The sequence below is a fragment of the Actinophytocola sp. KF-1 genome (genome assembly GCF_054661535.1).
Map to the genome: position 1 here is coordinate 322,246 of NZ_BAAFVK010000013.1, position 26,175 is coordinate 348,420.

Below are 26,175 nucleotides of genomic sequence, written 5' to 3' on the forward strand. Positions count from 1 at the left end.
GCGACCAAACAGCCGTCCGTGGCTAAGCGGCAGACCGTGGCCGAGCAGTCGTCCGTGGCCAGGCAGCCGCCCGCGACCAAGCGACCATCCGCGACCAAGCGACCATCCGTGGCCAAGCAGCCATCCGCGACCAAGCAGCCATCCGCGATCGAGCGGCCATCCGTGGCCAAGCAGCCATCCGCGACCAAGCAGCCATCCGTGGCCAAGCAGCCATCCGCGACCAAGCGACCGTCCGTGGCCGGGCGGCAGACCCACCGCCCGGCCACCGGCAGATCAGGCCAGCGGCGTTGCGTGCCGCAGGATCAGGAAGTCGAACACGAAGGCCGTGACCTCGCCCGACTCCGCGCGCCCCACCCACACCGGGTAGCCGCCGTCGCCCCAGCCCGTCTCCACGGCCAGCAGGTTCGCGCCCGACTCCGGTTCCGGCACGTCCGTCACCGGCCCCGCCAGCTCGACGTCCTCGATGACGTCCTCGTACGACTCCGCCACCTCCGCGTCCACCAGCGCGAGGAACCCACCGTCGACGCCGACCGAGAAGTAGCTGTCGTCGCCGAGCATCCGGACGTCCTCGCCCTCCCGCAGTGCGGGCTCCCAGCGGACCGTCGGCGCGTCGCCGACCACCAGCTTCGCCGCCGCCACCCGGGTGTGCTCGGCGTCGTCGGCGAACCGGACGACCGACAGCAGCAGCGGGTACTCCCCCGGCTCCACCACGTCGACGTACGGCTCCTGCTCGAACAGCCACGGGTCCGGATCACCAGCGACCAGCGTGCCGCTCGGCAGCCACAGCTTGCCGCCCTCGGCGACCTCGACCGTCACCTCGCGGCCGTCGTCGTCCAGCTCGAACCGCGCGCCCGCCGTGAACGCCTCGTCCAGGCCGACGGGCCGCATCGGCGACGGCGGCTGCCACGGCAGCTCGGCCGGGTCCGGCCCGGCGTCCTCGACCTCGCGGACCGTCAGCCGGACCGGCGCCTGCAGCAGCTCGTCGAGGTACGCGAGCGTCGACCAGTCGCCGAAGCGCGGCATCGGCCGGGACGTCTTCGCGAGCTCCAGCAGCTCGACGTCATCGTCGTCCTCGTCCGACCAGTTCCAGTCGTGGCGGTCGCCGTCGAGGCTGTACTCGCTCGACAGCCGCGGCGCGTCCGCGTCGAACTCCGGCTGGTCGGGCGTGGTGTACAACCACTGCTCGACGAGGCGCAGCACGAGCTGGCCCACCCCGTCGGCGGTCGGGAACCGGCGCAGCTCGACCAGCCGGTCGCGCCTGCCGTGGTCGTCGAACAGCCAGGCGGCGGCGTGGTGCGCCTGCCAGCACACCTCGACGAGCGCGAGGGGCGCGTCCCCGGCCAGCAACACCACGGCGTACTGCTCGCCCGCCGCGTCCCGCTCACGCGCCACGGACTCGGGAAGTGGCCGCACGACCGTCCCCGACCCGGGGTCCCAGCCCTCGCAGTAGACGACTTCGGCGGCGATGAACTCGGGGTTGATGCTCACTCCGGCAAGCTCCGTTCGTTGGTCACGCAGGGATAGTGACACCACCCCGTCACGAGCCGCGCGGCACCCACCTCGCGTAGTTTTCAGGTCATGGCCACGCTGGTTTCCTTCCACGCCCACCCCGACGACGAGTGCATTACCTGCGGCGGCGTCATGCGCAAGGCGCACGAGGAGGGCCACCGCGTCGTCCTCGTCGTCGCCACCCGCGGTGAGCTGGGCGAAGTGCCCGACGGCTTCCTCGACGACGGTGAGGAGCTGTGGCAGCGCCGCGTCGTCGAGACCCACGCGGCCGCCGACATCCTCGGCGTCGACCGCGTCGAGTTCCTCGGGTACACCGACTCCGGGATGATGGGCGAACCCACCAACGACGCGCCCGGCACGTTCTGGACCGCGGACGTCGAGGAGGCCGCGGAGAAGCTCGCCGCGATCCTGCGCGAGGAGAACGCGGACGTCCTGACCGTGTACGACGACCACGGCGGCTACGGCCACCCCGACCACATCCAGGTGCACCGCGTCGGCATGCGTGCCGCCGAGCTGGCCGGCACGCCGAAGGTCTACCAGTCGACGATCAACCGCGACCGCGCGCTCGCGGGCCAGCGGGAGTTCGCCGAGCGCGCCGGGATCGAGATGCCCGACCTCGGCCCCGACTTCGGCACCCCGGAGCAGGAGATCACGTGCGCGGTCGACGTCACCGCGTACACCGAGCACAAGCGCAAGGCGATGCGCGCGCACGCCAGCCAGATCAGCGAGCAGTCGTTCTTCCTGGCGCTGCCGGACGAGGCGTTCGGGTTCGCGTTCGGCACCGAGTGGTTCATCCGCGCCGGTCAGGGCCCCGGCATCACGGAGACGGACCTGATGGCATGACCCTCCACCACGAGGTCGCCGGCGAAGGCACACCCGTGGTGCTGTCCGGTTCGCTCGGCAGCGACCTGCGCATGTGGGACCCGCAGGTGGCGCCGCTGGTGGCGGCCGGTTTCCAGGTGATCAGGTACGACCACCGCGGGCACGGCCGCTCCCCCGCCCCGGCGGGCCCGTACACGCTGCGGGAGCTGGCGGAGGACCTGCTGGAGCTGCTCGACGAGCTCGGCCTGCGGCGCGTCTCGCTGGTGGGCCTGTCACTCGGCGGGATGGTCGGCATGTGGCTGGCCGAGAACGCGCCGGAGCGGCTGGAGCGGCTGGTGCTGTGCTGCACGTCGGCGTCGCTCGGACCCGCGTCGATGTGGCGGGAACGCGCACGGATCGCGCGGACGGAAGGCATGGCGCCACTGGCGGACGCGGCCGTCGACCGCTGGGTGACGCCGTCGTTCAAGGAGAAGCACCCGGACCGGGTGCGGTGGCTGCGTGACATGGTGGCGAGCCACCCGGGCGAGGGCTACGCGTCCTGCTGCACGGCGATCGAGCGGATGTCCATTGTGGACTCCCTGCCGACGGTGACCACGCCGACGCTGGTGATCGCGGCCGCCGACGACCCGGCCACCCCACCGGACCACGGCCGCCGCATCGCCGACGCCATCCCCGGCGCGCGGTTCGCGATCGTCCCGGACGCCGCGCACCTGGGGAACGTCGAGCAGCCGACGGCGTTCACCGGCCTGATCATCGACCACCTCCGCCCCGACCGCCGCGCCGCAGGCATGGCCACCCGCAGAGAGGTGCTGGGCGACGAGCACGTGGCCCGAGCGGAGGCGCGGACGACCGAGTTCACGCGGCCGTTCCAGGAGTACATCACCGAGGGCGCATGGGGTTCGGTGTGGTCGCGCCCGGGCCTGGACCGCAGGACGCGCAGTGCGGTGACGCTGGCGGCGCTGACCGCGTTGCGCGCGCACGAGGAACTGCCGATGCACGTCCGCGCGGCCCGCCGCCACGGCCTGACCGAGGCGGAGATCGCGGAGATCCTCCTGCACACGGCCGTGTACACCGGCGCCCCGGCCGCCAACGCGGCGTTCGCCATCGCGCAACGAACGCTCGAAGAGGAGTAGACGCCGGGGGCGCGGAGTGTGCGCAGCCCTCTCCGGGGTGTGCCTTGCCTGGGTTTTCCCTCCGGGGGGTCCTCGCCGGACGGGCTGGTCTCCGGGATGGCGGCGGGTCGGGCACGGGGCTGGGTTGGCAAGGACTGGTGTCCATGGCTGCCTGCCATCCCGTCGACCTCCCGCGGGGCTATCACACCGCGTCAAGGGGGGCCCGACGGCTTGGGCACGGGGTTGCGTCGAGCTTCGGACCCCCTTGACACGGTGTGATCGGGCTTCGCCAGGTCGACGGGATGGCAGGCACCCCTCACGGGGTGATAGGGGCTTCGCCCGCTTCGCAGGGTTCGGGCGCTGCGCGCCCGGCATTCCGAGGTCGGCATCCTCATGCCGGGATCGGCATCCCGGGTCAGCTCACACCGCTCGCGCGCGCGATGCCAACCCCCACCCGATCCCGGGGGCCACCCGCCATGCCAGTCTACCGGTACCCACCGACAGAACCAGGGGCTCAGCCGCGAGCTGTGGACAACCGGGTGGGCTGTGGACAACTATGTGAAGTCCACCTGGGAGACGAGCTTCTCCGGTTGCGGTGACCCGTCCGCCACCACGACCGCGTATGCCAGCCGCAACGTCGAACCGGGTTCGACCGGTACCTCCGCGGCGAAGAACGGCGCCGGGCACACGCACGCGAACGGCGTCGCCCGCACGAACCACATGACCGGGTGCCCCGGGTTCCCCGGCGCGTCCACGAAAGTGAGTGTCGACGTCCGGCCGTGGCCGTCGTGCCGGCCGCGGTACGCGAGCCACGGTGCGCGGCAGCCCATCAGCTCGTCACCGCCGGTGCCCGTCGGCAGCAGCACCTCGCCGTCCGTGAACGACCGCGGGCCCCGCCACATCAGCCCGCCGTAGCCGGCGTTGGGGCGGCCCGCCGTCGTGGGGCTGCCGATGGGGATCACCGCGTCGGTCACGTTCGTCATCGCCGTCGTGAACACCAGTGCCCAGCCGCCGTCCACAAGCGACAGCCGCAGCCCGCGCTCCTCGTGGAACCACGACGACCCGTCGGCGGCGAGCCAGTCCAGTTCCTGGCGCACGGCGCCGCCCGAGATGGACAGGGCGCGGTGCACCTGCCGCCCGTTGTTGTCCAGCTGCACGTACCCCTTGTCGCGCACGAACGTCGGCCCGCCCCAGAAGTTCTGCGTGCCCACGTGCGGCAGCGACCACGAGATGCCCTTGTGCCACACGTGGTCGTGCGGCCGGTAGATCGACACCTCGTCGCCGGTCAGCGTGCGGACCGGGTGGAAGTACGGCCGCGGCGACTCCACCGCCGGCTCCGGCGGCCGGTAGACGTACCGGCACAGCGGCACGCCGTCGTGCACCGCGGTCAGCGCGGCGCCGTCGTCGGTCAGTTCCACGGCGCGCCCGTCCCGTCCATGCGGTGGTAGAACGGCGAGTCCGGGGTCAGCTCGCCGCGCCGGACCCGGGCGCCGGTGAACGCCGACGCGTAGATCGCCGCGATCAGCTCGACCGTCCTGCGCGTCTCGGGCAGCGTGACCGGCGGCGCCACGCCCGCCGACATCGCGTCCAGCACCGCCGCGAACTGCGCCTTGTGCCCGCTCGCCACGCCCGACGGCCCTTCCGACCACGCCGCCGTCACCGACGACTCGTGTCCCGGCGCGGCCGTGACCCGCCAGTTGTGGTCGGCGTAGCCGTACACGTGGTCCAGCTCGATCGACGCGTGCTCGAAGTCGAACCGCAGGTAGCTCTGCTCACGCGGGGACACGACGCTGTTCACGACGGTCGCGACGGTGCCGTTCTCGAAGGTCACGATCGCGGCCGACAGATCCTCGGTCGCGGTCGGTTTCGCCTGCCTGGCCGCGACCGCCACGACCTCGCTCCACTCGCCCAGCACCGACAGCAGCAGGTCGAACTGGTGGATCCCGTGCCCCATCGTGGGCCCGCCGCCCTCGACCGCCCACTTCCCGCGCCACGGCACCGCGAAGTACTCGTCCGGGCGGAACCACAGCGTGTGGCACACGGCCGTGGTCGGCCTGCCGAGGCGCGGGTCGCCGACGAGCGCGCGCAGCCGCTCGGCGCCGCTGCCGAACCGGTGCTGGAACACGGTCGCGAAGAACGCGTCCCCGGTCGCGGCCTCGATCGCGTCCAGCTCGGCGAGGCTCAGCACCGGCGGCTTCTCGCACAGCACCGACACCCCGCGGGACAGGCACGCAATCGCTTGCGGCGCGTGCAGTCCCGGCGGCGTGCACAGCGTGGCGAGGTCCGGCTTCTCGTGTTCCAGCAGGTCGTCCAGGGTCGGGTAGACCGAGGGCACCGACCACTTCGACGCGTACGTGGCGAGCGCGGCGGCGTCGATGTCGGTGGCGGCGACGATGCGGGCCCGGCCCGCCAGTGCCTCGGCGTGGAACCCGGCGATCACGCCGGTGCCCACGATCGCGCACGACAGCTCCATCAAGTCACCGTAACGCGCGTGTCACGCTCCTCGCCGGGAGAGATCTCACGCACCGGACCCTCGACGCGCGCGGGCAGGACGTGCCGCACGTCCGCGCTCGACGCGCCGAGCCACAGCTCGACGTCACCCGGCTCCACGATCCGCGTGCCCGCGAGGCCGGTGAACGCGGTCGCCTCGGGCGGCACGTCGAACTGGACCCGCCGCGACTCGCCGGGCGCCAGCCACACCTTCGCGAACCCGATCAGCTTCTGCACGGGCCGGGCGACCTGCGCGACCGGGTCGTGCAGGTACAGCTGCACGACCTCGGCGCCGTCCCGGTCCCCGGTGTTGGTGACGGTCACGCCGACCGAGAGCCCGTCGCCGGTCACGTCCGTCCACTCGAAACTCGTGTACGACAGCCCGTGCCCGAACGGGAACGCTGGCGTCGGGTCGACCGAGCTGCTGCCGTTCAGCCTGGCCAGCGGCGCGCCGAGGTACGGGGACGGCGGCGCGAACGGATCGGCCGGTACGCTCACCGGCAGCCTGCCCGACGGTGAGACCAGCCCGGTCAGCACGTTCGCGACCGCCGGTCCACCCTCCTCGCCGGGGAAGAACGCCTGCACGATCGCGGCGCACCGGCCCGCGTACTGGCCGAGCGCGTACGGCCGCCCGGTCAGCAGCACCAGGACGACCGGGGTGCCCGTCGCCAGCACGGCGTCCAGCAGCTCGTGCCCGGGTATGCGCAGGTCGGACGCGTCGGTGCCCTCGCCGGAGGTGCCGCGGCCGAACAGGCCGGACTCGTCGCCGAGCGCCACGACGCACACGTCGGCGTCCCGTGCCGCGGCGACCGCCTCCGGGCCGTCGGCGGCGTACACGTCGTGCGGCAGTGCCGACCGCAGCGTCGGGATCGCGACACCGTCGGGCGCGGACGGGATGTGGCGCGGGAACGTGTAGCAGCCGAGCATCGCCGCGTCGGTGTCGGCCTGCGCGCCGACGAGCGCGACCTTCACACCGTCCCGCAACGGCAGCACGCCGTCGTTCGAGAGCAGGATCACCGACTCCTCGGCGACCTTCCGCGCCAACGCCCTCGCCGGCGGCGGGTCGAAGTCCACAGTGGACGTCGTGGTCGGCTGCCAGCCCGGGTCGAGCATGCCGAGCAGGCACTTCTGCCGCAGCACGCGGGTGACGGCGGCGTCCACGACGGACTCCGGGACCTCACCGGCGAGCACCGCGTCCAGCAGTGGCGTGCCGTAGCAGCGCACCTGCGGCAGCTCGACGTCGACACCGGCCGTGAGCGCGAGCGCGGCGGCCCCGCCGGCGTCGGCGGCGAGACCGTGCTGCTTCTCGATGAACGTGACGCCGAAGTAGTCCGAGACGACGGTCCCCTCGAACCCCCACCGCTCCCGCAGCAGCCCGGTGAGCAGGGCGCGGTCGGCGGCGGGCGGCACGCCGTCGACGTCGGCGTAGGAGTGCATGACCGACTCCGCGCCTTCCTTCAGCGCCGCGAGGAACGGCGGCAGCAGCACGTCGGCGACCTCGCGCGGACCGGCCGCGACCGGCGCGAAGTTGCGTGCGCCGCGCGACGCCGAATAGCCGACGAAGTGCTTGAGCGTCGGGATGATCCCCGCCGACCGCATGCCCCGCACGTACGCCGTGCCGATGGCGGTGACCAGGTGCGGGTCCTCGCCGATGGTCTCCTCGGTGCGGCCCCAGCGCACGTCCCGCGTCACGTCGAGCACGGGCGCGAGCCCCTGGTGCACACCGACGTCCCGCATCGACGCGCCGACGGTCGCCGCGACCCGCTCGATCAGCTCCGGGTCCCACGCGGCACCCCACGCGAGCGCGGTCGGGTAGATCGTGGCGCCGTGGGTCATGAACCCCGAGAGGCACTCCTCGTGGACGACGGCGGGGATGCCGAACCGGCCGGCCGCCATGACCTCCCGCTGCAGCCGCACCAGCCGTTCCGCCCCCTCGGCCGGCTCGACCGGCGCGCTGCCGAACGGCCTGGTCAGCTGACCGAGCCCGTTCTTGATCAGCTCGGGCCAGTCGAGGTCGTCGTCCACCAGCTCGTGCTGGAACGGCGCCACCTCCTCGTCCGAAGAGGACTGTCCAAGCCACACCCCGTACAGCTGGCCCAGCTTCTCGCGCAGCGTCATCCGGCCGACCAGGTCGGCGACCCGCTCGTCGACTGAGCGCGCCGGATCCCGCCACGGCTCGTCGCGCATCGCGCACTCCAATCCCGAAAGTTTCGATCGGTTACGACCGACCGAAGCCCAAGTTATCGGCGACCTGTACCGGTATCAAGGTATTGACCTCGCCGAGACGATCGCCGTAATCTCCGGCCAACTACCGGATGTATTCCGAAACTTACGGCAGGTTGATCGCGCTGGGGCGAGCTGCTGTCCGCCTCGGCGCGCGGGCCACTTCTGAAAGGCGCGCCCATGGTTCCCCATCGGCTACCCAGACGATCCTTCCTCGGTCTGCTCGGCGCGGGTGTCGGCGCGAGCGTCCTCGGCACGAGCGCGTGCGGCACTGACTCCACCGCGGGCGGCGACGGCGGCAGCTTCCAGGTGTGGGTTCTCCAGGAGGAGAGCCAGAACGTCGCGCACGAGGGCGCCGTCGACCGGTTCAACAAGAACTCCGGCGTCAAGGCGCGGATCGTCGCGTCCCCCAACGACGGCTACACCGACAAGCTGCACGTCTCCATGGGCAGCGGCAACAAGCCGGACGTGTTCTACAACTGGGGCGGCGGCAGCATCCGCACCTACGCCCGCGACGACCTCCTGGTCGACCTCACCAAGTACTTCGACGAGGACAAGGCGTGGAAGGACAGTTTCCTGCCGTCGGTCCTCGAGGCGGGCACCATCGACGGCAAGTACTACGGCGTGCCCGCCCGCGGCATGCAGCCGATCATCCTGTTCTACAACAAGGCGGTCTTCGCCGACCTCGGCGTGCAGCCGCCGACGACGTGGACCGAGCTGATCCGGATCGTCGACCGCGCCAAGTCGAACGGCATCATCCCGTTCGCGCTCGCGGGCGGCGACCCGTGGACCGAACTGGTGTGGCCGGAGTACCTCGTCGACCGCATCGGCGGGTACGAGGTGTTCCAGAAGGTCGCCGCGGGTGAGCCGAACGCGTGGCGCGACCCGGCCATCGCGAAGGCCATCGACATGATCCGCGACCTGGTCGACCGCGGCGGCTTCGGCGACAGCTTCGCGTCCGTGCGGTGGGACGGCGCGGGCGCGTCGACGCTGATCGCGCAGGGCAAGGCGGCGATGCACCTGATGGGGTCGTGGGAGTACACGAACCAGGTCAACGACCAGCCGGAGTACGCGAAGAACGACCAGGGCTTCACCACCTTCCCGACCGTCGACGGCGGGGTCGGCGACCCGAAGGCGATCGTCGGCAACCCCACCAACTACTTCTCCGTCAGCAAGGACTCGAAGCACGTCGACGCGGCGATCGAGTTCCTGAAGCAGGAGATGGCGTCCGACGCCTACATCGACCAGTGGCTCGAGATGGGCGACGTGCCGGCGGTGACCGGGCTCGAGGACAAGATGGACAAGGCCGCGGACCCGGCGTTCGCCAAGGTCGTCTACGACATGGTCACGCAGGCGCCGACGTTCCAGCTGTCCTGGGACCAGGCCATCGAACGCGCGCAGGCGCAGCCGATGCTCGACGCGCTGTCGAAGGTGTTCCTCGGTGAGCTGGACGCGGCCGGGTTCGTCAAGGCGAACGAGGACGCGGCGTAGATGGCGGTCATGACGGAGTCGCGGGCGCCGGTGCGGACCGCACCGGCGCCGTCGCGGCGGCGCACCCGGCGTGTGAACCGCCCCGGCTCCTGGTACCTCCTGCCCGCCGCGGTGTTCTTCGGCCTGTTCGCGGCGTTCCCGCTGGTCCTCGTGCTGTACCTGTCGTTGACCGACTGGAGCGGCATCGGCACGCCCGCGTTCGTCGGCGTGGACAACTGGGTGCGCATGTTCGACAACGACGCGATCTGGGACGTCACGTCGACGACGTTGCTGCTGACCGTGCTCTTCTGGGTCACGCAGACGCCGCTGTCCATCCTGCTCGGCGTGTGGGCGGCCGGGCCGCAGCGCAACCGGGCCGTGCTGTCGGCGCTGTTCTTCCTGCCGCTGCTGCTGTCGACGGCCGCGATCGCGTTGCTGTTCAACCGGATGTTCGACCCGTACGTCGGGATCGGCCGCGGGCTGGAGCCGTTCCGCAACATCCTCGGCACCACGTCCGGCGCGGTCACGGCGATCGTCATCGTGGTCGGCTGGCAGTTCATCCCGTTCCACACCCTGCTGTACCAGGCGGCGGCGCGGAACATCCCCAAGGTCATGTACGACGCGGCCACAGTGGACGGTGCGGGGCGCTGGTACACGTTCTGGTACATCACGTTGCCGCAGCTGCGGAACACGGTCATCACGTCGTCGACGATCATGATCGTGGGTTCCCTGACCTACTTCGAGACCATCTTCCTGCTGACGAACGGCGGGCCCGGCACGTCGACGCGCACGCTGCCGCTGGAGATGTACTTCCGGTCGTTCCGGTCCTACGAGTTCGGGTACGCGTCCGCGATCGCGTCCGTGCTGGTGCTCGTGGCGACGACGATCTCGCTGCTCATCGTGCGGTTCTCCGGCTTCGCGAAGATGCGGTCCACCATGGAGGGGCTGTGAAGACCAGGCCGAACTACCTCGCGGGTCTGATGGCCGCGGTGTGGCTCGTGATCGTCGGGGTGCCCGTCTACGCGATGGTGTCGTGGAGCCTGCAGACGAGGGACAGCTTCCTCGACCGCGGCCCGCTCGCACTGCCCGGCTCGATCACGTTCGCCAACGTGGCAGAGGTGTTCGACAGCGGGTTCATGCGCTACCTGCTGAACACCGCGATCGTCACCGCTGCTTCCGTGGCACTGACGCTCGTGATCGCCATCCCCGCCGCGTACGCGATCGTCCGGTCCATGAGCTGGTTCTCCGGCGCCATGTTCCGCGTGTTCCTGGCCGGCCTCGCGATCCCGGCGCAGGCGACGATCATCCCGCTGTACCTGATCATCAACCGGATGCAGCTGTACGACTCGCTGACCGCGATCATCCTGCCCACTGTTGCTTTTGGGTTACCGCTGGTCATCCTGGTCCTCGTCGGTTCGCTGCGGGACGTGTCCAACGAGCTGTACGACGCGATGACCGTCGACGGCGCAGGCCCGTTCCGGATCCTGTGGCAGCTCGTCATCCCGATGTCGAAGGGCGCGATCGCCGCGGTCGGCACGTATACCGCGCTGGGCGCGTGGAACCAGTTCCTGTTCCCGCTGGTGCTGACGCAGGACCCGTCGATGCGGGTGCTCACGCTCAGCCTGACCAGCTACAAGCAGGAGTTCCAGATCAACGTGCCGGGGATGATGATGGCGGTCATGCTCACCGCCCTGCCGGTGTTCGTCCTGTACCTGGTGGCGCGCCGGTGGCTGATCGCGGGCCTCGCAGGCATGGGCAGCAAGTAGTATTCCGAAAGTTTCGGAACGTTTCGGGGAGTGCGACGTGGCGAAAGAACGCAAGGTGACGATCAACGTCATCGCAGCGGAAGCAGGCGTGTCGGTGCCCACCGTGTCCAGGGTGCTGAACGGCAGGTCAGACGTGTCCCCGACGACCAGGGCGCGCATCGAGGCGCTGCTGGCCCAGCACGGCTACCAGCGCAGAGGTTCCCGGCGGGGCGAACACGCGGGCCTGGTCGACCTGGTCTTCAACGACCTGGACAGCCCGTGGGCGGTGGAGATCATCCGCGGCGTCGAGGACGTCGCCCACGCGGCCCAGGTAGGCACCGTGGTCAGCGCGATCCACCGCCACTCAGCGGCCACCCGCCAGTGGCTGGACAACCTCCGGGCAAGGAAGTCGGACGGCGTGATCCTGGTGACGTCCACACTGCAGCCCTCCCACCAGGCAGAATTACGTCGCCTGAACGTCCCGGCTGTCGTGATCGACCCGGCGGGCGGCCCGGCGCTGGAGGTCCCGACCATCGGCGCGACGAACTGGGCAGGCGGCCGAGCCGCGACGGAGCACCTCACGTCCCTGGGCCACCGCCGGATCGGCTTCATCGCGGGCCCGACGTCGCTGCTGTGCAGCCGCGCCCGCCTGGACGGCTACCGAGCCGCCCTCGACGCGGCAGGCCTGCCGGTAGCCGACGAACTGATCCAACCGGGCGACTTCTACCACGAGTCGGGTTTCCGTGGCGCGACCGCGCTGATGTCCCTCCCCGAGCCACCCACTGCCATCTTCGCGTCGAGCGACCAGATGGCGTTCGGCGTGTACGAAGGCCTGCGGCAGCAGGGTTTGCGCGTCCCGGACGACGTGAGCGTGGTCGGCTTCGACGACCTTCCGGAAGCCCGCTGGGCATCGCCACCGTTGACCACGGTCCGCCAGCCGCTGGCGGAGATGGGGACGTTGGCTGCTCGCATGCTGCTGCGGCTGTCCCGCGGCGAGGAGACGGACAGCCCACGGGTGGAACTGGCAACGGACCTGATCGTCCGCAACAGCACAGCACCGCTCACGACCTGAGTTCTACTTCGTCGCGGCCAGCACCCGCTCCCGCAGGTGGTCAGGGACCTTCGCACGTTCGCTGAGCCAGGTAGCCCAGTCCGGTGGCAGGTCCTGCGTGGCAAGCGTCACCGGGTCGCCAGGCAGCCAGTCGCCGATCAACGCGCGCTGTGTGCGGATCCGCAGCGGGGACACCGAGTACCAGGTTTCGGGCAGGACGCCTTCCATCCACTGCTCCGCCAACGAGGCCACGGCGTCGGGGGCAGGTTCCGCACCGCGCTGGTGCTCGTACCAGGCCGTGAATGCGGCGACCATCGGCGTGGCGTCGATGTCGTACAGCGACGCCGCGGGAGGCAGCAGGTCCGCGAGGTCGTCGACGCGGCGTTGTACCCGGAACCAGTTGTCCATCATCACGCGGGACTCGTCACCGACGATGTGAAGGTCGCCGATCGCGAGTTCGGTCAGGCACGGCAGGTCCGCAAGCCCACCGACCGGTCGCGGCGTCACCCCGCCCACCGACGCCCGACCTCCGCGCGCCAGGCAGCGACAGCCTGGTCAACGTCGTCGAAGACACCGGCGAAAGCAGCCGTACCGACTCCGACCCATCGATGTCGAACAGGCACACGACCGGCGTGTCGCCGTACGAGAAGCCCGCGACCTCCCCGAACCTCGTGCCGTAAGCGTCCCGCATCCGTAGCACCTCACCGGTCGCCGAGATGTGCAGGAGGTCGTCCAGCCCCTCTGCTGCATCCGCAATCCCCTGCAACGCCTTGCGGCACACCTCCGCCTGCTCAGGCGATGCGATTCGGCCCGATCAACTTGGCCGTGATCTGCTCGACTTCCCGCCGGGCCGGCCGCTGAACCGAGCGCCGTGGCCCCGTCAAGCACCCCCTGGAGCGCCGCCCCGAACCACTGCGGCCGCCCACTGGCCGCCCCGAAGCAGCTTTCTGTAAGAACGAGGACGCGGCGCGCCCCGACTCTTCTTTTTCTTCTTCCGACCACGAGACACCGGCGACATGCCAGTGCATGGCAGTGACAGCCTCACTCGTCGGACGGCCGTGCCGCATCCAAGAGGTCGAGGTAGCCGTCCACCGCTTCCCAAAGGGCGTTCTCCGGGTACCGGTAGTTGCCGCGGTGCTGCCGACGCCAGTCGCGTTCCCAGTAGTTCGCGTGCACCTCACGCAGGCGGGCCAAGGCGGCGGCGAGCGCGGCGGCGGTGTGGCCACGCACCTCGTCCGCCGTCGCCGTCAACCGGGGCAGGTCGGAGAACCGGCGCTCCGCCAGTGCCCGCAGGACGTCCTCGTCGGGACCGTCGACAGACCAGAACCGCACCGGCTCGCGGATGTAGTGGTTCCACACCGGGTCCTGGTGGGAACGCCACCAGTACGCGAACCCGCCTTTGTCGAGCCTGAGCGTGTTGACGAGCCAGCCCGTCCCGTCCGGCTGCGACTCCCACGGCACTTCCTCGGACGGCAGGTTCAGCACCAGCGCGACCTTGACGTGGTCGAGCGGGTCGTCGCCCTTCAGCACCTCACCGAACACGTAGGCCTCGAGGAGGAAGCGCTCGTCCGGCGGCCAGGTCGTGGTGCTGGCACGCCTCGGCCAGCATCCGAAGCCGCTGCACGGCACGCTGGTAACGCACGTGGACCGTCCCCTCAGCCGATCCCGGCAGCCAAACGCAGGTTGGCGTCCTCCGGCTCGAAGTGGGCGGGGTCGAACTGTGCGCGACTGTCGAGCCCGAGCCACTCGAGCATGAACCGGTGCTCCTCGTGGCCGGGATCGGCGAGGACCGCCACCAGGTGCGCGTATCCACCCACACCGCCGGAGTCCTCCGGCGGGCACGCTCCCTGCCCGGCCACACACCGCGGACACCGTTCGCCGAGCCCGAAGGCGCTCGATTCCTCGACGAGGATCTCGTGGTCCCAACAGTCCCCGAAGTCGTAGGTGTACTCGAGCCGGCGGCCCGGTGCCACGAGGTCGTTAAGCTTCGCCGCGTGTTCGTCCTGGTAACCCAGTTCCGGATCCGGCACGCCGTAGTGGGTCTGCCCGTCGCTGAAGACGTGCAGGTGCGCGTCCTGCCACCCCATCACGGCCTGGATTACCTGGTGCAGGCGATCGAGCCGGATCGCGGCAGGCACCAGCACTCGCCGCCACACCGGCGGATCGTCCGTTCCCGACAGGGTGATCTTGAGCTGGAACACGGGATCACCGGGTTCAGGCTCGCCCAGCAGCGTGCGCATGCCGGACCGGCCAAGCTCGGTCAGCGCCGCCGTCCCGTCCTCGATCGTCACCGCGCCCAACCGGCGCAGGACGTCGAGGGTGCGCTCGGCGTCGCGGTCGTTGGTCCTGCGCAAGAGGCCGAGTTGGAACTCGGTGGCGTCATCCAGCACGTACGGCGCGGTCGCGACATCCCACGCCATCGCACGCAGACGTGCGACCGGCTGGTCAGTCCGGTGCAACAGGCGCAACATCACACGGGTGACGCTCGCAAACTCCACGCGCAGCGGCGACTCGCTCAACCCCGGATACAGGATCACCTCGCCCATCCGCTGGAACGTCGTGAACAGCCTCAGCCACAGCGCCCCCTGGTCGTCGAGCAGCGCCGCGTTCTTCTTGACTGGGACCAGCCGGTTGCCGGTCTTCCGCGCCAGCCGCGCCGCTTTCGCCCATTCCACGACGAGCGTCAGGTCAGCCAGTTCCTGGCTCGATCCGGTCCGGTACACGCGGTCGCCGATGGCGGGGTCGATGGTGTCACCGGTACCCAGCGCATTCACCAGCGTCCGAGCGTCGGCCATGGTGATCTGCCCCGTGGCGGTCAGTTTGCGGCCCTCGCCAATCCACTCCACGAACGCACGCACCTGCTCGGCCAGCTCGGACATCGCGGCGCTCACCCCTGACCCGGCGACGCCAGGCCGGCCAGCGCCCGTCGGTAGGCGTCCTCGTCGAACGGTTCACCCCGGAGCATGGTCGGCTGCATGTGCTCGGCCATCACGCCGGCCAGCTCGTGCAGGATGTCGTGCCGTTCCATGCCCTGTTCACGCAGCCGCTTGGCCGCCTGCCACACCTCGGGCGGCTCGTCGGCCCACAGCTGGTTGGCGATCACCTCGTGGGAACCGCGGGTTCGTCCCGTCGATCTCACCCTGCCACGACGAGTCAGCCAGGTACTCCGCGAACTCCGGGTGCTCGGCCTGGATGAGCAGCGACCGCTCGTCCGGGTCGGCGGGATCGAGCCCGTCGACCCGCTCACCGTCGATCACCGCGCTGCCGTGCGGCACCACGAACGCCCGCCGGTCGGCGGTCTCCTCGTCGGTCGGCAGGTCCGGCAGGTCCGGCAGGTGAACATCCCGGACGGGAACAGACCGCTGAACCGTCCTGCGTCCAGACTTCTTCGGTTTGCGTTTACGTCCCCTGCTGACCGGGCTCACGCGGCCAGCCTCTCACCAATCCTCCGCATGCGTGACCAGGTGCCGCAGCCGCGTGTTGACGGCCCCGACATCGAGCGGCTCCGGATCCACCGGGTCTTCCTGGTCGTAGTACTCGATCGGGTTGTCACCCTCGCCGGTGAGACGCACTGCGGGTGTGCCAGCGGATGCCCGTCCAGCACCTTCTCCAGCACGATCTCGTGCCCCCGGCTCGCACCGAAGTCGTAGACGTGGGAGAGCGACGCACCGGGCCCGGGCAGCGCCCGGTGCAACGGCATCGCGTCCTCGGACTCCGTTTCCTCGAGCCCGTGGATCGGATCGGCGTAGCGGTGACGTCCCACGGTGAACACGTGCAAGTGGTGTCGTCCCAACCGAACAACACCGTGATCACGTGATGGAGCAACCCGAGCCTGGCGTTCTCCGGAAGTAGCACGCGTCGCCAGCAGTCCCGGTACAACGAACCTTGAGCTGCTGAACCGGCACCGGCTTCCCCTCCACAGTGGCGAGGGCTTCGGCGACGTCCCTGGCGTGCGGGTGCCCACTGTCGGCGATCCGCTCGACGTCGACCCTGCCGAGGAACTCCATCGAGGCGTAGCGGGCCGCGGCGACACCGTGGCGGGTCAGGTCGGCGTGCGCGTACTCGGTGGCGAGCCGGGCCAGAACCGCTGTGGGCGGCTCCGCGCCTGCTCGTACTGGTAGGCCATCGACCGGACGTGCGCGGCGCGCTTGGGCACCCGTTCGACGGCGCGAAACGCGGCGACCGCCTCGTCTCCGAGGGCACCGATTAGGCGCCACGAGCCGAGTGGATCATCCAGTTTGCCTGACTGCGCAGCCCGCTTGTCCGCGACCACACCGACCCATTCGGCCAGACGAACGGCGGCCGCGAGGACAGGGCAGGCGGACGCGAGTTCAGAAGGTACTGGACGACGTTGTCGGGCGCGTGATTCAGGGCGCGGGCGCCACCGACTCGATGTTGGCGACGGCGAACTCGCGGTCGGCGTCCCGCAGGTAGCAGAACGCGTGCAGCCACCGGTCGAAGAGCTGCTGTGGCCGGATCTGCCGGACGCTGTGACTGCCGTTCTTGTCGACGTACGAGATCAACACGTCGTCCTGGTTGTCCACGGCATGGCTCATGAGCACCAGCTCGGCCTCGTCGAGACGCGGGTTGAGCCTGGCGATCAGCTCGAAGGTCCCGCTCCGCTGCGCCTCGGGGTCACCCTCGGGGTCGGCGAGCAGTCGCCGGGCCAGCTCCCCGGCGTCGACCATCGGCCGTACGGTGACGACGCCGACCTCCTCCGCACGGTGCTCCTCGCGACGCTCGACGACCGCGGTGCCGTCGGGCTTCTCGCCGACCGGGGACAGCCCCGCCACGCGCAACCGCTCGAGCACGTGGTCCAGCTGGTGCGGGCTGGTCAGCACGGTGGGCGCGACCCGGCTGAGCCGCAGCTTCGCCAGTTCCCGGGTGTTGAGGATCTCGGTGGCGAGTGCCTCGTCGGCGACCACGACCGACCGCGTCTCCCGCACCCGCACCTGCCCGTGCCTGCGAGCGGCGTCGGTGACCAGGTACTCCAGCGGCTGGGGCACGGCCCGATCCGCGACGGTCGTCAGCTCGGCGAGCAGTTCGTCGGCCGACCAGCCCGCGTCGAGCGCGGCCCGGACGCTGGCCCGGGTGAACCGCCAGATGGCCGCGTCGCCGCGCGTTTCGTTAACGGCGGCCGCGGCGAGCAGCCGGGACACGGCCGCCGACGGCTGCCCCGTGACGACCACGGTGAGGTCGGACTGGAGGATCACCGTGCATTCGGCCTCCGGTAGCAGGGCCGCGCAGCGCCCGGCCGCGTCCGCGACGACGTCTCCACCGGTCTCGACAGCGGCCAGCACGGCTTCGCCGAGGTCGGTCACCCGATCGCCCGCGACGACTCCGAGCAGTTCAGCCTCCCGTACCGTGGCGGCGATCTTCTCGTCCCTGGCCCCCGGTTCGTAACCGTGCAGCGGGCAGAACCAGTCGATCTCGGCGCCGACACCACGCACCGAGAGCCCAGCGCGGGCCTCCCGCAGCATCGCCCGCCGCATGTCCCCCGCCATGGACATCAACGGCAGCGGCGGCGGCAGCTCCCGGTCGCCGTCGATCTCCCGCATCAACGGCGCGTGCTCGATGCCGTGCCATGCGACCGCGAGGACGGCCCACTGCGCTCCGGGCGCGGCCTCCCGCCACGGTCCGAAGGCGCCGGTGGGGGCGTAGCCGCCGTCCACGTCCCCGAGCAACCCGGCCGCGTACGCGAGGTCGATCCACAACGCCAACACGTCGTCGGAAGTCCCGAGGTGTTTGGCGAGCCGAGCACGTTCCCGTGTCCCGACCCCACCCTTCTTCAACGCGGCGACCGGCTTGCGTCCGGCCTCGTCGAGGAGGGTCGTCACGACGCGTACCGCCTCTCGAGCCGCGGCCACGGCCGCAGTGCCGGACAGTCCGGCAGCGGCGGCAATCACGGGCCGCCCGGTCAGCCGGAGTTCGTTCTCCACCAGCCAGGCAGCGACCGCCACCTCCCTCGGCACCTCGGGCCGCAGGTTTGATCGCAGCACGAGACCGGTCTCGACCAGCACGTCGGTCGGGTCGACCCGGCCTCGCGGGGCGCCGAAGCCGAACATGATCCCGAAGTCACCAAGCCGCAGCTCCGCCAGCCGCGCCCACGCCGGTGCCGGAAGTCCGCGGATCACCTCCCCCAACGACCGCGGATCGGCCATCGCCTCGCCCAGCCGCGCGACCAGCTCGGGCTTGCGCAACCCGGCCGCCTCGACACCCAGCGCGGACAGGCAGGCACGCACCTCGTCGACGAGCGCCGTCCCGGCCAGTTTGACCACCGGCCGCCCACCGCCGATCTCGTCGGCCCAGTGTTCCCGCAGGACGGCGGGCAGGTGGATGGTCTCCCTCTCCGTCCAGGCCAGCCCAATCGCACACAGGGTGGCCACCTCGTCCCGCACGGTCTGTTCGCCGGCTCCCAGCAACGCGGCGACCGCCGCCACGGTCACCGCGTTACCGAGCACGGCCACCGCCTGCCCGACGACCATCGTGTCCCGGCAGAGCGTGTGCAGCGCCGGAACGACGGACCCGGCTCCGCCGAGCCGCTGCGCCAACTGCCGGAACCCGGACGGCACCGGCTCCCGACGCACGTCAGGACGCGAGACCAGCAACCGGACCAGTGCGTCCTTGTCCAGAGTGGACAGATGTCGGGCGAACGACACGTCACTCATGCCTCGACATTGTGTCTCACCGTCACACCGGTCTCCGCGCGCGGTAACGGATCGACTGCGAACATCGACACTCGCCGGGACCGTTCAGTCGACGAGGACGAGGCATGAGTTTTCAGACCCCGCATTACTCCGTTACGAACCTGCTCGAATGGGCCGCATCGGGTCACCTCCAGCTGCCCGACTTCCAGCGGTCCTACAAGTGGGACGACGAGCGGATCCGGTCGCTGCTGGTGACGATCCTCCGCGGTCACCCCATGGGCGTCCTCATGGCACTGGAAGCGGGTGGCGACCAGGTCCGGTTCAAGCCGAAACCCATCACCGGTGTCACCGGAGCGAGCCAGGCGCCGGGCCTTCTCCTGCTGGACGGGCAGCAGCGCACGACATCGCTCTTCCAGGCGCTCTCCGGCGACGGGGTGGTCGACACCGAGGACGAGCGCAAGAAGAAGCTGCAACGGCGTTACTTCCTCGACATCGAGAAGTCGCTGGGTGACGCGCGTGACCAGGACGAAGCGGTCCGTTCCGTCCCGGCCGACGGCCGGATCACCGAGAACTTCGGCAAGGACGTCGTGACCGACCTGTCCACGACCGAACTCCAGCAGCAACAGGGCATCATGCCGTTCGTCGAGTTGTTCCGCCCGAACGGCCCCATGACCTGGCTCATCGGCTACATGAACGCCAAAGGACCGGAGCACGCAGCCGCCCGTGGCGAGGTGATGGCCAGGTTCAACGGCCAGGTGCTCGCCGGGATCAACCAGTACCGGATCCCGGCGATCCTGCTGCCCGCGCAGACCAGCAAGGAAGCGGTGGCGACCGTTTTCGAGAAGGTCAACACCGGTGGCCTGCCGCTCAACGTCTTCGAGCTGTTGACCGCCACGTTCGCCGGTGACGCCGCCTACTACGCCGAACACAGCACCGACTTCCGGCTTGCCGAGGACTGGGACACCACCGCAGCGGTCATCGGCCACCACTCGGTGCTCGCGGGGTTCCAGAACACCGACTTCCTGCAGGCCGTGTCGGTGCTCGTGACGCTCGCGAAGCGACAACGCGACTTGGCGGCGGGCAAACCGAAGCCCACCGCCACCAGCGCGCGCAAGGAGGACATCCTCGCGATGGACCTCGCCGACTACCTCCCGTGGTCGAGCCAGCTGCGGGACGCGCTGCCGTGGGTCGCCCACTTCCTCAACGGTGAACACATCCACACCGCGGGGAACCTGCCCTACCGCGCGCAGGTGACCGCGCTCGCGGTTATCCGGGTGCTGCTCGGCGAGGACATCGACCTGTACGCCGTTCGCGCCCGCGTGCGTCAGTGGTTCTGGTGCGGGGTGCTGGGCGAGCAGTACGGCGGCACCATCGAGACGAAGGTCGCCCGCGACGCCGAACAGATGCCAGCCTGGGCGGTCGCGGCGAAGACCGGTGCCACGGCGCCCGTACCGGACACCGTCAGCCGTGCACAGTTCGCGGAGTCACGACTGCTCTCGCTGCGCACGAAGAACGCCGCCGCCTACAAGGGCGTGTACGCGCTGCTGATGGCGCAGGACAAGCCATGTGTCGACTGGAAGTTTCACCAGGTCATCGACAAGGCGTCCTACGAGAGCCTGAAGATCGACGTTCATCACGTTTTCCCCCGGAAGTGGTGCCTTGACAACGGGATCGCCCCGGCGTATCGCGAGAGCATCATCAACAAGACACCGCTGGGGAAGAAGACGAACATCCAGCTCGGCGGGCAGTCTCCGAAGGAGTACATGAGGAAGCTCGACGGCAACGGGCTGACACCCGACCAGGTCGACGACATCGTTCGCACTCACGCGATCGACCCCGCGACGTTGCGGTCAGGTGACTTCGACGGCTACTTCACCGCACGGCGCCAGGCGCTCGTGGGCCTGATCGAAGGCGCGATGGGCAAACACGTGAACCGTGACTGGGACGGCGAGGACCAACGTCCGGCGGAGGGCCCGGAGGCGTTCGAACCCGAGCCCGACGACCAGGAGGACGGCGTGCCGGCCGAGGGAGACGAAGAGGACTGAGATCATCACCAGACGAGACGAAGTTCTGGTTCTGCTGGCCAAGAACCCCGATGGCCTCACTGATGCCGAACTGGCAAGGCTGACCGGGGCGTCGCACCAGACGATCAACCAGACGTGCAGGCAGCTCGCGGCCGAGGGCCTCATCCGCCGGGACAACTTCGGTAGCCCGATCACGAACTTCAGCACCGAGGTTCAGCCGGCAGCTCGGCCCACAGCGCCCGTCCCTCGCCCTGACTGGTTCTGGGAGGGCAACGTGCAGGCCAGCGTGATCCGGCACCTGACGGCTCGAGGAGCGGTCATCCGATCGGTTGCCGACACCGCCTCGAAGGCGCGCGGTACCGACATCGTGGCGTCGCTGGACGGACGCGTCCTGCACATCGAGGTCAAGGGTTGGCCGTCGACGACCTACGCCGACGCGCGCAGAGCCGGTGAGGTCAAGAGAACCCAGCCCACTGTGCAGGCCTCGCACTGGTTCGCCGGCGCCGTGCTGAGCGCGCTCCGGTTGCGCGGTCAGCACGCGGGCGACCGCGTGCTGACCGTGTTCCCCGACTTCCCGCGCTATCGGAACCTCGCCGACGAGACCGCGGCCACCCTGCGCGCGGTCGGCATCGAGATCTGGTTCGTCGAGGAGTCGGGCGCGGTGCGCGTCCACCCGGATTGAGATGGCGTCTACCTGCCTGACAGCCACACCAGCAGTGTGGTGACACCCGAGCGCGGCCAAGCAACCGGCCGCAGGGCGTGCAGGACTTCGACGTGGAGCGGATGCTCGACGCATACGAGGTGACGGACGCCAACACGGGCGAGTGGGGTGCTCGGTTGTCGGCGCGGGCGGGTGAGCGCGGCTACTGGCTGGCGCTGCGCAAGGACCTGCCGGAGGATCCATGAGTTGCTGAACGTCGAGGCCACACTGCTCGCACGGCGCCAACTGGAGACAACGGTGGTGCCGGACCTGCTGCAAACGCCCGACTACACGCGCGCGCTGGTGACCGGCGCGAACCCGGGCCTGGACTCGAGGTGGGCGAGCGCCGTGTCCTGGCGCGGCGGAGTCCGAGCACATCACGGTGCAGGTGCTGTCACGCTCCGCGGGGCGACACCGGCAGTGGATCACCCGTTCTCAATCCTGACCCCGCCGGAGCCCATTCCCGACGTCGGCTATGCGGAAGGCCAGCGTGGCTCGATCTACATCGAGGACCGCGAACGCATGAGCTGGTGGAGCGCTGGGCATGCTCACCGAACGCGCACTAACGCCCGCAGGTCACTAAGAGGCTTGTGGCGTGGATCGCGGCGGCCGGTGAGCAGGGCCGCACTCGCAAGGAGGTCTACACCGACTTCTACCGCCGCAACACCAACGCTGACCGCGCGTCTGGCCGAACTGGCCGCCGCAGGACGGCTCACGGTCACGCAGCGTGCACCAACCGGGACGCGGCCGACCGGCCGAGGTCTACACCGCCAATCCCCGACGCACTAAACGCAGTAACGCACCCGTTGCCTCCCTCACCTCCGGGACGCGCACCGGACACCCGGCGCGGCCCGCCAGGGTGGCCCTGCCGCAAGCGCGCCCACCGCCCTCACTCCGGCCCGGCCACAAGCCGAACGGAGGGCCCAGGGTGCTGGGTCTAGTGGGGTCGCTAGCGGCCCAACCCGACCACGACCAGCGGCCTAGCGCCTAGCAGCCACCCGCGCGACAGGCACCGATCAGGCCCAAACCGGCTGAACCATCCCCTGATGGTCCAGCCCTAGGAAGTCAGCCCGGTCCCGAGGTGACGGAACCCGCCAGCATCGCCGTGACGGGGGACGTGACAGCCCGGCCAACCGAGCTAACTCGGCTAACTCCCGCAGGTCAGCAGACCATTCCGCCGACGGGACCAGCGAGTCAGCAACCTCACCCGCCACACCGGAGCTAACCCACGACCTAACCCGGCCGGACGACCATCGGGGGACACGACATGGCAACCCACACCACCGACCAGGACGGGCCGCGCGTGCTGCTCACCGTCGAGGCCGCCGCCCGGCCTTCGATCAGCCGCACCCGCATGTACGCGCTGTTGAAGTCCGGGGACGTGACGTCCGTGCGCGTCGGCAGACTCCGCCGCATCCCGGCAACCGCACTGGAGAAGTGCGCCGCGCAGCTGCAACACGCGGCGGCGTGGACCCGCCAGGAGATGCCCCGCCCCCCAGACCCCGGCCAGGGGGCATCACCTGAGCGAGGGGCGTACCCGGCGCGAGAACACCAACCAGGCCGACCGCGCCGGGTACCGCCCCACCCCGTGACAGAACCCTGTCGACGGGCATTCGTCACCACGTGACGGAATCCCCGCGACCGGTTCCGTTCACCACACACCCACACCGAGCAGGGCGCGGCCATGCCCCAAAACCAGCCCAGAAAGGCACCACAGAAATGCCATGCAAACGAGCAGAAGGCACCCGCGCACCCAACGGCGCATCCTCCAACTACCTCGGCAAAGACGGGAGATGGCACGGCCGCGTGACCATGGGCGAAGGACGACGGCAGCCCGGACCGCCGACACGTCGAACGCAAAACCGAGGGCGAAGTCATCCGCGCTGTTCGTGCGCTCGAACGCGAGCGAGACAGCGGCAAAGCTCGCACAGCGGGTAGCGGAAAGTGGACAGCCGAGAAATGGCTACTGCACTGGTTCGAGCACATCGCGCAACCCAACGTTCGGTACAAAACCCAGACGTACTACAGCACGACCATGCAGAAGTACCTGATTCCCGGCCTGGGAGCGCACCGACTGGAGAAGCTCGAACCGGAGCACTTCGAGCGCTTCTATGCCCGGACTGGTCGCCTCGCCTCTCGAATGAGACGGGAACTGAGACGACAGAAGGGATGCCCGATAAGGACACCCCTTCTGACCTGCGCGCCCGAAGGGATTCGAACCCCTAACCTTCTGATCCGTAGTCAGATGCTCTATCCGTTGAGCTACGGGCGCATGTTCAGTTGTGTGGCGGAGGCTCCGGGATTTGAACCCGGGAGGGGTTGCCCCCAACCGCATTAGCAGTGCGGCGCCATAGACCAGACTAGGCGAAGCCTCCCGGAGTACCGCTCGGCGAGTACCTTACACAGGCCCCCGAGCGGTCTCCAAACCGGGTCGTCAGCTGGGGAGGAACGCCGCCAGCGCGTCGGGGTTGGCCAGGGCGTCCCGGCTGACTGCCCGCTCCGGCGGGACGCCTGCCAGGATCTTCTTGACGGGAACCTCGCACTTCTTGCCGTTCAGGGTCCTCGGTACCTCCTTGACCTCGATGAACCGGTCCGGGACGTGACGCGGGGACAGGGCCGACCGGAGCGCTGTGCGCAGGCGGGGCTCCACGTCCGGTAGGGAGGCGCCGGGTGCCAGGACGAGAAAACACAGCAGCTCGCCCTCGACGTCCGCGGACGTGTCGATGACCAGGGAGTCCGCGACCTCCTCGAAGCCCTCGACGACGCGGTAGAACTCGCTGGTTCCCATGCGCACGCCGCCGCGGTTGAGGGTCGAGTCGGACCTGCCGTAGATGACCGCGGAGCCCCTCGGGGTGATGCGGATCCAGTCGCCGTGGCGCCACGTGCCCGGGTACAGCTCGAAGTACGAGTCGATCATGCGAGAACCGTCCTCGTCGCCCCACAGGTACAGGGGCATGGACGGCATCGGCTTGGTGATGACCAGTTCACCAACCTCGTCCACCAGGGGTTTTCCGGTCGGGGACCACGACTCCACCGCCGCGCCGAGGGCTCGGCAGGACAGCTCGCCGAGCCACACCGGGACGTCCGGGGACGAGCCCACGAACGCCGTGCAGAGGTCCGTCCCGCCCGAGACCGAGCAGATCTGGATGTCCGACCCCAGCTCGTCGGCGATCCAGCGGAAGCCCTCCGGGCTGAGCGGGGCACCCGTCGAGCCGACCGCCCGCAGGGACGACAGGTCCTGGGTGGCCGCGGGCTTCAGGTGCTGCTTCAGGCACGACTGGATGTACGGGGCCGACGTGCCGAAATACGTGACCCGGTGACGGGCGGCGAGGCTCCACAGGGTGTTCAGGTCCGGGTGGCCGGGGCTGCCGTCGTACATGACCACCGTCGCGCCCACCAGCAGGCCCGAGACCAGGTAGTTCCACATCATCCAGCCCGTGGTGGTGAACCAGAAGAAACGGTCACCGGGGCCGAAGTCGGCGTGCAGGGCCAGCTGCTTCAGGTGCTCGACCACGATGCCGCCGTGGCCCTGGACGATGCCCTTCGGCAGGCCGGTGGTGCCGCTCGAGTACAGGATCCACAGCGGGTGGTCGAACGGGACCGGGTCGAACGCGAGTTCGGCGCCCGGGCGGACGAACCGGTCCCACGGAATGGTGTCCGGGGCCGTGGCCTCGGACGACAGGTAGTCGATGAGCACCGTGGCCCGCAGCGACGGGATCTCGGCCTGGAGTTTCGCGATCGTGGGCCGCACGTCGAAGGCGCGTCCGTTGTACTTGTAGCCGTCCACCGCGAACAGGACCACCGGCTCGATCTGCGTGAACCGGTCGGCCACGGCACGGACCCCGAAGTCCGGCGAGCAGGACGACCACGTGGCACCGAGGGACGCCGCCGCCAGGAACGCCACCAGCGTGCGCGGCGCGTTCGGGGCCAGGGCCACCACCCGGTCGCCGCGACGGACGCCCAGGTCGGACAGGGCGGCGCGCACCGCCGCCACCTGCGCGCGCAGCTCGCCGTACGTGAGCTGCTCCGCCACGCCGTCCTCGCGCTCGAAGATCACCGCGAGGTCGTCGTCGGCGCCTGCGGACAGGGCGTGCTCGGCGTAGTTGAGCGTCGCGCCGGGGAACCACCGGGCGCCCGGCATGTCGGCCGACGCCAGCACCCGCTCGGCCGAGGTGTGGAAACGCACCCCCAGGTACTCCGCCAGCGCGCCCCAGAACGCCTCCAGGTCACCCGTGGACCACTCCCACAGCGCCTGGTAGTCGGCCACCTCGACGCCCCGCTCCGCCGCCAGCCACCGGCGGAACCCGGCGATCCTGCTCTCCTCGACGCGCCCTGGGTCCGGACGCCACAACAGCGTGGCCTCGTTGTCGCTCATGGCCCGT

At 70.0% G+C, this 26,175-nt stretch carries 24 protein-coding genes, 2 tRNA genes and 3 pseudogenes; 14 read left to right on the forward strand and 15 right to left on the reverse strand.

Going from position 1 to position 26,175, the window contains the following annotated elements; genetic code table 11:
- Window positions 1-273: 273 nt before the first annotated feature.
- Window positions 274-1,488, reverse strand: a complete 1,215-nt coding sequence (locus ACYQ77_RS35145) for a DUF4241 domain-containing protein (RefSeq protein ID WP_459719348.1) — start codon at window positions 1,486-1,488, stop codon at window positions 274-276.
- 90 nt (window positions 1,489-1,578) lie between these two features.
- Here ACYQ77_RS35145 and ACYQ77_RS35150 point away from each other — a divergent pair, with 90 nt between their 5' ends.
- Both ACYQ77_RS35150 and pcaDC read left to right on the forward strand, forming a co-directional pair.
- The gene (locus tag ACYQ77_RS35150) at window positions 1,579-2,352 is read left to right on the forward strand and encodes a PIG-L family deacetylase (protein WP_459719350.1); all 774 of its coding nucleotides are present in this window, start codon (window positions 1,579-1,581) and stop codon (window positions 2,350-2,352) included.
- Window positions 2,349-3,464 (forward strand): bifunctional 3-oxoadipate enol-lactonase/4-carboxymuconolactone decarboxylase PcaDC, encoded by a 1,116-nt coding sequence (gene pcaDC, locus ACYQ77_RS35155; RefSeq protein ID WP_459719352.1) that lies wholly within the window; start codon window positions 2,349-2,351, stop codon window positions 3,462-3,464. The genes ACYQ77_RS35150 and pcaDC overlap by 4 nt, the downstream gene beginning before the upstream one ends.
- A gap of 533 nt (window positions 3,465-3,997) precedes the next feature.
- On the opposite strand, the gene ACYQ77_RS35160 is transcribed toward pcaDC, so the two are convergent.
- Genes ACYQ77_RS35160 through ACYQ77_RS35170 form a run of 3 tightly spaced genes read right to left on the reverse strand, consistent with a single transcriptional unit; the run spans window position 3,998 to window position 8,120 of the window.
- A complete protein-coding gene (locus tag ACYQ77_RS35160; RefSeq protein WP_459719354.1) occupies window positions 3,998-4,861 on the reverse strand; it encodes a DUF6807 domain-containing protein in 864 nt (287 codons plus the stop codon).
- Window positions 4,852-5,916, reverse strand: a complete 1,065-nt coding sequence (locus ACYQ77_RS35165) for a Gfo/Idh/MocA family protein (RefSeq protein ID WP_459719356.1) — start codon at window positions 5,914-5,916, stop codon at window positions 4,852-4,854. The genes ACYQ77_RS35160 and ACYQ77_RS35165 overlap by 10 nt, the downstream gene beginning before the upstream one ends.
- Entirely contained in the window at window positions 5,916-8,120 is a 2,205-nt protein-coding gene (locus tag ACYQ77_RS35170) for a glycoside hydrolase family 3 N-terminal domain-containing protein (protein ID WP_459719358.1), read from the reverse strand. The genes ACYQ77_RS35165 and ACYQ77_RS35170 overlap by 1 nt, the downstream gene beginning before the upstream one ends.
- Before the next feature lie 216 nt (window positions 8,121-8,336).
- Here ACYQ77_RS35170 and ACYQ77_RS35175 point away from each other — a divergent pair, with 216 nt between their 5' ends.
- Genes ACYQ77_RS35175 through ACYQ77_RS35190 form a run of 4 tightly spaced genes read left to right on the forward strand, consistent with a single transcriptional unit; the run spans window position 8,337 to window position 12,443 of the window.
- Window positions 8,337-9,647 (forward strand): ABC transporter substrate-binding protein, encoded by a 1,311-nt coding sequence (locus tag ACYQ77_RS35175; RefSeq protein ID WP_459719360.1) that lies wholly within the window; start codon window positions 8,337-8,339, stop codon window positions 9,645-9,647.
- Window positions 9,648-10,577: a carbohydrate ABC transporter permease gene (locus ACYQ77_RS35180; protein WP_459719362.1), complete on the forward strand. Its 930-nt coding sequence runs from the start codon at window positions 9,648-9,650 to the stop codon at window positions 10,575-10,577.
- Entirely contained in the window at window positions 10,574-11,392 is an 819-nt protein-coding gene (locus ACYQ77_RS35185) for a carbohydrate ABC transporter permease (RefSeq protein ID WP_459719364.1), read from the forward strand. The genes ACYQ77_RS35180 and ACYQ77_RS35185 overlap by 4 nt, the downstream gene beginning before the upstream one ends.
- 37 nt (window positions 11,393-11,429) lie before the next feature.
- On the forward strand, window positions 11,430-12,443 hold the full coding sequence (locus tag ACYQ77_RS35190) for a LacI family DNA-binding transcriptional regulator (protein WP_459719366.1): 1,014 nt from the start codon (window positions 11,430-11,432) through the stop codon (window positions 12,441-12,443).
- Between the two features lie 3 nt (window positions 12,444-12,446).
- Here the strand turns inward: ACYQ77_RS35190 and ACYQ77_RS35195 are convergent, their stop codons facing one another.
- The 4 genes from ACYQ77_RS35195 to ACYQ77_RS35210 form a co-directional block, all read right to left on the reverse strand.
- Complete coding sequence (locus ACYQ77_RS35195) at window positions 12,447-12,929, reverse strand: hypothetical protein (protein ID WP_459719368.1); 483 nt, start codon at window positions 12,927-12,929, stop codon at window positions 12,447-12,449.
- 534 nt (window positions 12,930-13,463) lie between these two features.
- Entirely contained in the window at window positions 13,464-14,051 is a 588-nt protein-coding gene (locus tag ACYQ77_RS35200) for a DUF7711 family protein (RefSeq protein ID WP_459719370.1), read from the reverse strand.
- A gap of 26 nt (window positions 14,052-14,077) precedes the next feature.
- Entirely contained in the window at window positions 14,078-15,301 is a 1,224-nt protein-coding gene (locus ACYQ77_RS35205) for a plasmid pRiA4b ORF-3 family protein (RefSeq protein ID WP_459719372.1), read from the reverse strand.
- A gap of 8 nt (window positions 15,302-15,309) precedes the next feature.
- Window positions 15,310-15,525, reverse strand: a complete 216-nt coding sequence (locus tag ACYQ77_RS35210) for a hypothetical protein (protein WP_459719374.1) — start codon at window positions 15,523-15,525, stop codon at window positions 15,310-15,312.
- A gap of 89 nt (window positions 15,526-15,614) precedes the next feature.
- On the opposite strand from ACYQ77_RS35210, the gene ACYQ77_RS35215 reads away from it, so the two are divergent.
- A complete protein-coding gene (locus ACYQ77_RS35215; protein WP_459719376.1) occupies window positions 15,615-15,761 on the forward strand; it encodes a hypothetical protein in 147 nt (48 codons plus the stop codon).
- A 98-nt stretch (window positions 15,762-15,859) separates the two neighbouring features.
- Here ACYQ77_RS35215 and ACYQ77_RS35220 read toward each other — a convergent pair whose 3' ends face one another.
- The 3 genes and pseudogenes from ACYQ77_RS35220 to ACYQ77_RS35230 form a co-directional block, all read right to left on the reverse strand.
- Entirely contained in the window at window positions 15,860-15,994 is a 135-nt protein-coding gene (locus ACYQ77_RS35220) for a hypothetical protein (protein WP_459719439.1), read from the reverse strand.
- Window positions 15,995-16,038: 44 nt separating this feature from the next.
- A pseudogene (locus tag ACYQ77_RS35225) lies at window positions 16,039-16,455 on the reverse strand (hypothetical protein); the annotation flags it as partial.
- Window positions 16,456-16,789: 334 nt separating this feature from the next.
- Window positions 16,790-19,090 (reverse strand): helicase-associated domain-containing protein, encoded by a 2,301-nt coding sequence (locus ACYQ77_RS35230; protein WP_459719377.1) that lies wholly within the window; start codon window positions 19,088-19,090, stop codon window positions 16,790-16,792.
- Window positions 19,091-19,194: 104 nt separating this feature from the next.
- Between ACYQ77_RS35230 and ACYQ77_RS35235 the strand changes: the two genes are divergently transcribed.
- The 5 genes and pseudogenes from ACYQ77_RS35235 (at window position 19,195) to ACYQ77_RS35255 (ending at window position 22,582) form a co-directional block, all read left to right on the forward strand.
- On the forward strand, window positions 19,195-21,114 hold the full coding sequence (locus ACYQ77_RS35235) for a GmrSD restriction endonuclease domain-containing protein (RefSeq protein WP_459719379.1): 1,920 nt from the start codon (window positions 19,195-19,197) through the stop codon (window positions 21,112-21,114).
- Window positions 21,005-21,253 (forward strand): annotated as a pseudogene (locus ACYQ77_RS35240) (hypothetical protein); the annotation flags it as partial. The gene ACYQ77_RS35235 and the pseudogene ACYQ77_RS35240, both read left to right, overlap by 110 nt.
- A 114-nt stretch (window positions 21,254-21,367) precedes the next feature.
- A complete protein-coding gene (locus tag ACYQ77_RS35245; protein ID WP_459719442.1) occupies window positions 21,368-21,775 on the forward strand; it encodes a hypothetical protein in 408 nt (135 codons plus the stop codon).
- A gap of 101 nt (window positions 21,776-21,876) precedes the next feature.
- Window positions 21,877-21,999: a hypothetical protein gene (locus ACYQ77_RS35250; protein ID WP_459719381.1), complete on the forward strand. Its 123-nt coding sequence runs from the start codon at window positions 21,877-21,879 to the stop codon at window positions 21,997-21,999.
- A 55-nt stretch (window positions 22,000-22,054) separates the two neighbouring features.
- Entirely contained in the window at window positions 22,055-22,582 is a 528-nt protein-coding gene (locus ACYQ77_RS35255; RefSeq protein ID WP_459719435.1) for a hypothetical protein, read from the forward strand.
- A 444-nt stretch (window positions 22,583-23,026) separates the two neighbouring features.
- Here ACYQ77_RS35255 and ACYQ77_RS35260 read toward each other — a convergent pair whose 3' ends face one another.
- Window positions 23,027-23,209, reverse strand: coding sequence for a hypothetical protein (locus ACYQ77_RS35260; protein ID WP_459719444.1), 183 nt, complete (start codon window positions 23,207-23,209; stop codon window positions 23,027-23,029).
- Here ACYQ77_RS35260 and ACYQ77_RS35265 point away from each other — a divergent pair.
- Both ACYQ77_RS35265 and ACYQ77_RS35270 read left to right on the forward strand, forming a co-directional pair.
- Window positions 23,148-23,420 carry a MerR family transcriptional regulator gene (locus ACYQ77_RS35265; RefSeq protein ID WP_459719437.1) on the forward strand — a complete coding sequence of 91 codons (273 nt, stop codon included), beginning with the start codon at window positions 23,148-23,150 and terminating at the stop codon, window positions 23,418-23,420. The two genes, ACYQ77_RS35260 and ACYQ77_RS35265, sit on opposite strands and share 62 nt — an antisense overlap.
- 357 nt (window positions 23,421-23,777) lie before the next feature.
- A pseudogene (locus tag ACYQ77_RS35270) lies at window positions 23,778-23,849 on the forward strand (hypothetical protein); the annotation flags it as partial.
- Window positions 23,850-23,992: 143 nt separating this feature from the next.
- Here ACYQ77_RS35270 and ACYQ77_RS35275 read toward each other — a convergent pair.
- The 3 genes from ACYQ77_RS35275 to ACYQ77_RS35285 form a co-directional block, all read right to left on the reverse strand.
- Window positions 23,993-24,065 (reverse strand) — tRNA-Arg (locus ACYQ77_RS35275).
- Between the two features lie 13 nt (window positions 24,066-24,078).
- Window positions 24,079-24,168, reverse strand: a tRNA-Ser gene (locus ACYQ77_RS35280).
- 59 nt (window positions 24,169-24,227) lie between these two features.
- Window positions 24,228-26,168, reverse strand: coding sequence for an acetoacetate--CoA ligase (locus ACYQ77_RS35285; RefSeq protein WP_459719383.1), 1,941 nt, complete (start codon window positions 26,166-26,168; stop codon window positions 24,228-24,230).
- Between the last annotated feature and the right edge of the window lie 7 nt (window positions 26,169-26,175).

What these genes read in the sequence shown, in the direction of transcription:
- ACYQ77_RS35180 (WP_459719362.1), top strand. Translation starts at nt 9,648, where the DNA reads ATGGCGGTCATGACGGAGTCGCGGGCGCCGGTGCGGACCGCACCGGCG.
- ACYQ77_RS35265 (WP_459719437.1), top strand. Translation starts at nt 23,148, where the DNA reads ATGTACGCGCTGTTGAAGTCCGGGGACGTGACGTCCGTGCGCGTCGGC.
- ACYQ77_RS35165 (WP_459719356.1), bottom strand. Translation starts at nt 5,916, where the DNA reads ATGGAGCTGTCGTGCGCGATCGTGGGCACCGGCGTGATCGCCGGGTTC.
- ACYQ77_RS35170 (WP_459719358.1), bottom strand. Translation starts at nt 8,120, where the DNA reads ATGCGCGACGAGCCGTGGCGGGATCCGGCGCGCTCAGTCGACGAGCGG.
- ACYQ77_RS35175 (WP_459719360.1), top strand. Translation starts at nt 8,337, where the DNA reads ATGGTTCCCCATCGGCTACCCAGACGATCCTTCCTCGGTCTGCTCGGC.
- ACYQ77_RS35260 (WP_459719444.1), bottom strand. Translation starts at nt 23,209, where the DNA reads ATGCGGCGGAGTCTGCCGACGCGCACGGACGTCACGTCCCCGGACTTC.
- ACYQ77_RS35250 (WP_459719381.1), top strand. Translation starts at nt 21,877, where the DNA reads ATGCTCGACGCATACGAGGTGACGGACGCCAACACGGGCGAGTGGGGT.
- ACYQ77_RS35285 (WP_459719383.1), bottom strand. Translation starts at nt 26,168, where the DNA reads ATGAGCGACAACGAGGCCACGCTGTTGTGGCGTCCGGACCCAGGGCGC.
- ACYQ77_RS35215 (WP_459719376.1), top strand. Translation starts at nt 15,615, where the DNA reads ATGAGCAGCGACCGCTCGTCCGGGTCGGCGGGATCGAGCCCGTCGACC.
- ACYQ77_RS35235 (WP_459719379.1), top strand. Translation starts at nt 19,195, where the DNA reads ATGAGTTTTCAGACCCCGCATTACTCCGTTACGAACCTGCTCGAATGG.
- ACYQ77_RS35230 (WP_459719377.1), bottom strand. Translation starts at nt 19,090, where the DNA reads ATGAGTGACGTGTCGTTCGCCCGACATCTGTCCACTCTGGACAAGGAC.
- pcaDC (WP_459719352.1), top strand. Translation starts at nt 2,349, where the DNA reads ATGACCCTCCACCACGAGGTCGCCGGCGAAGGCACACCCGTGGTGCTG.
- ACYQ77_RS35205 (WP_459719372.1), bottom strand. Translation starts at nt 15,301, where the DNA reads ATGTCCGAGCTGGCCGAGCAGGTGCGTGCGTTCGTGGAGTGGATTGGC.
- ACYQ77_RS35150 (WP_459719350.1), top strand. Translation starts at nt 1,579, where the DNA reads ATGGCCACGCTGGTTTCCTTCCACGCCCACCCCGACGACGAGTGCATT.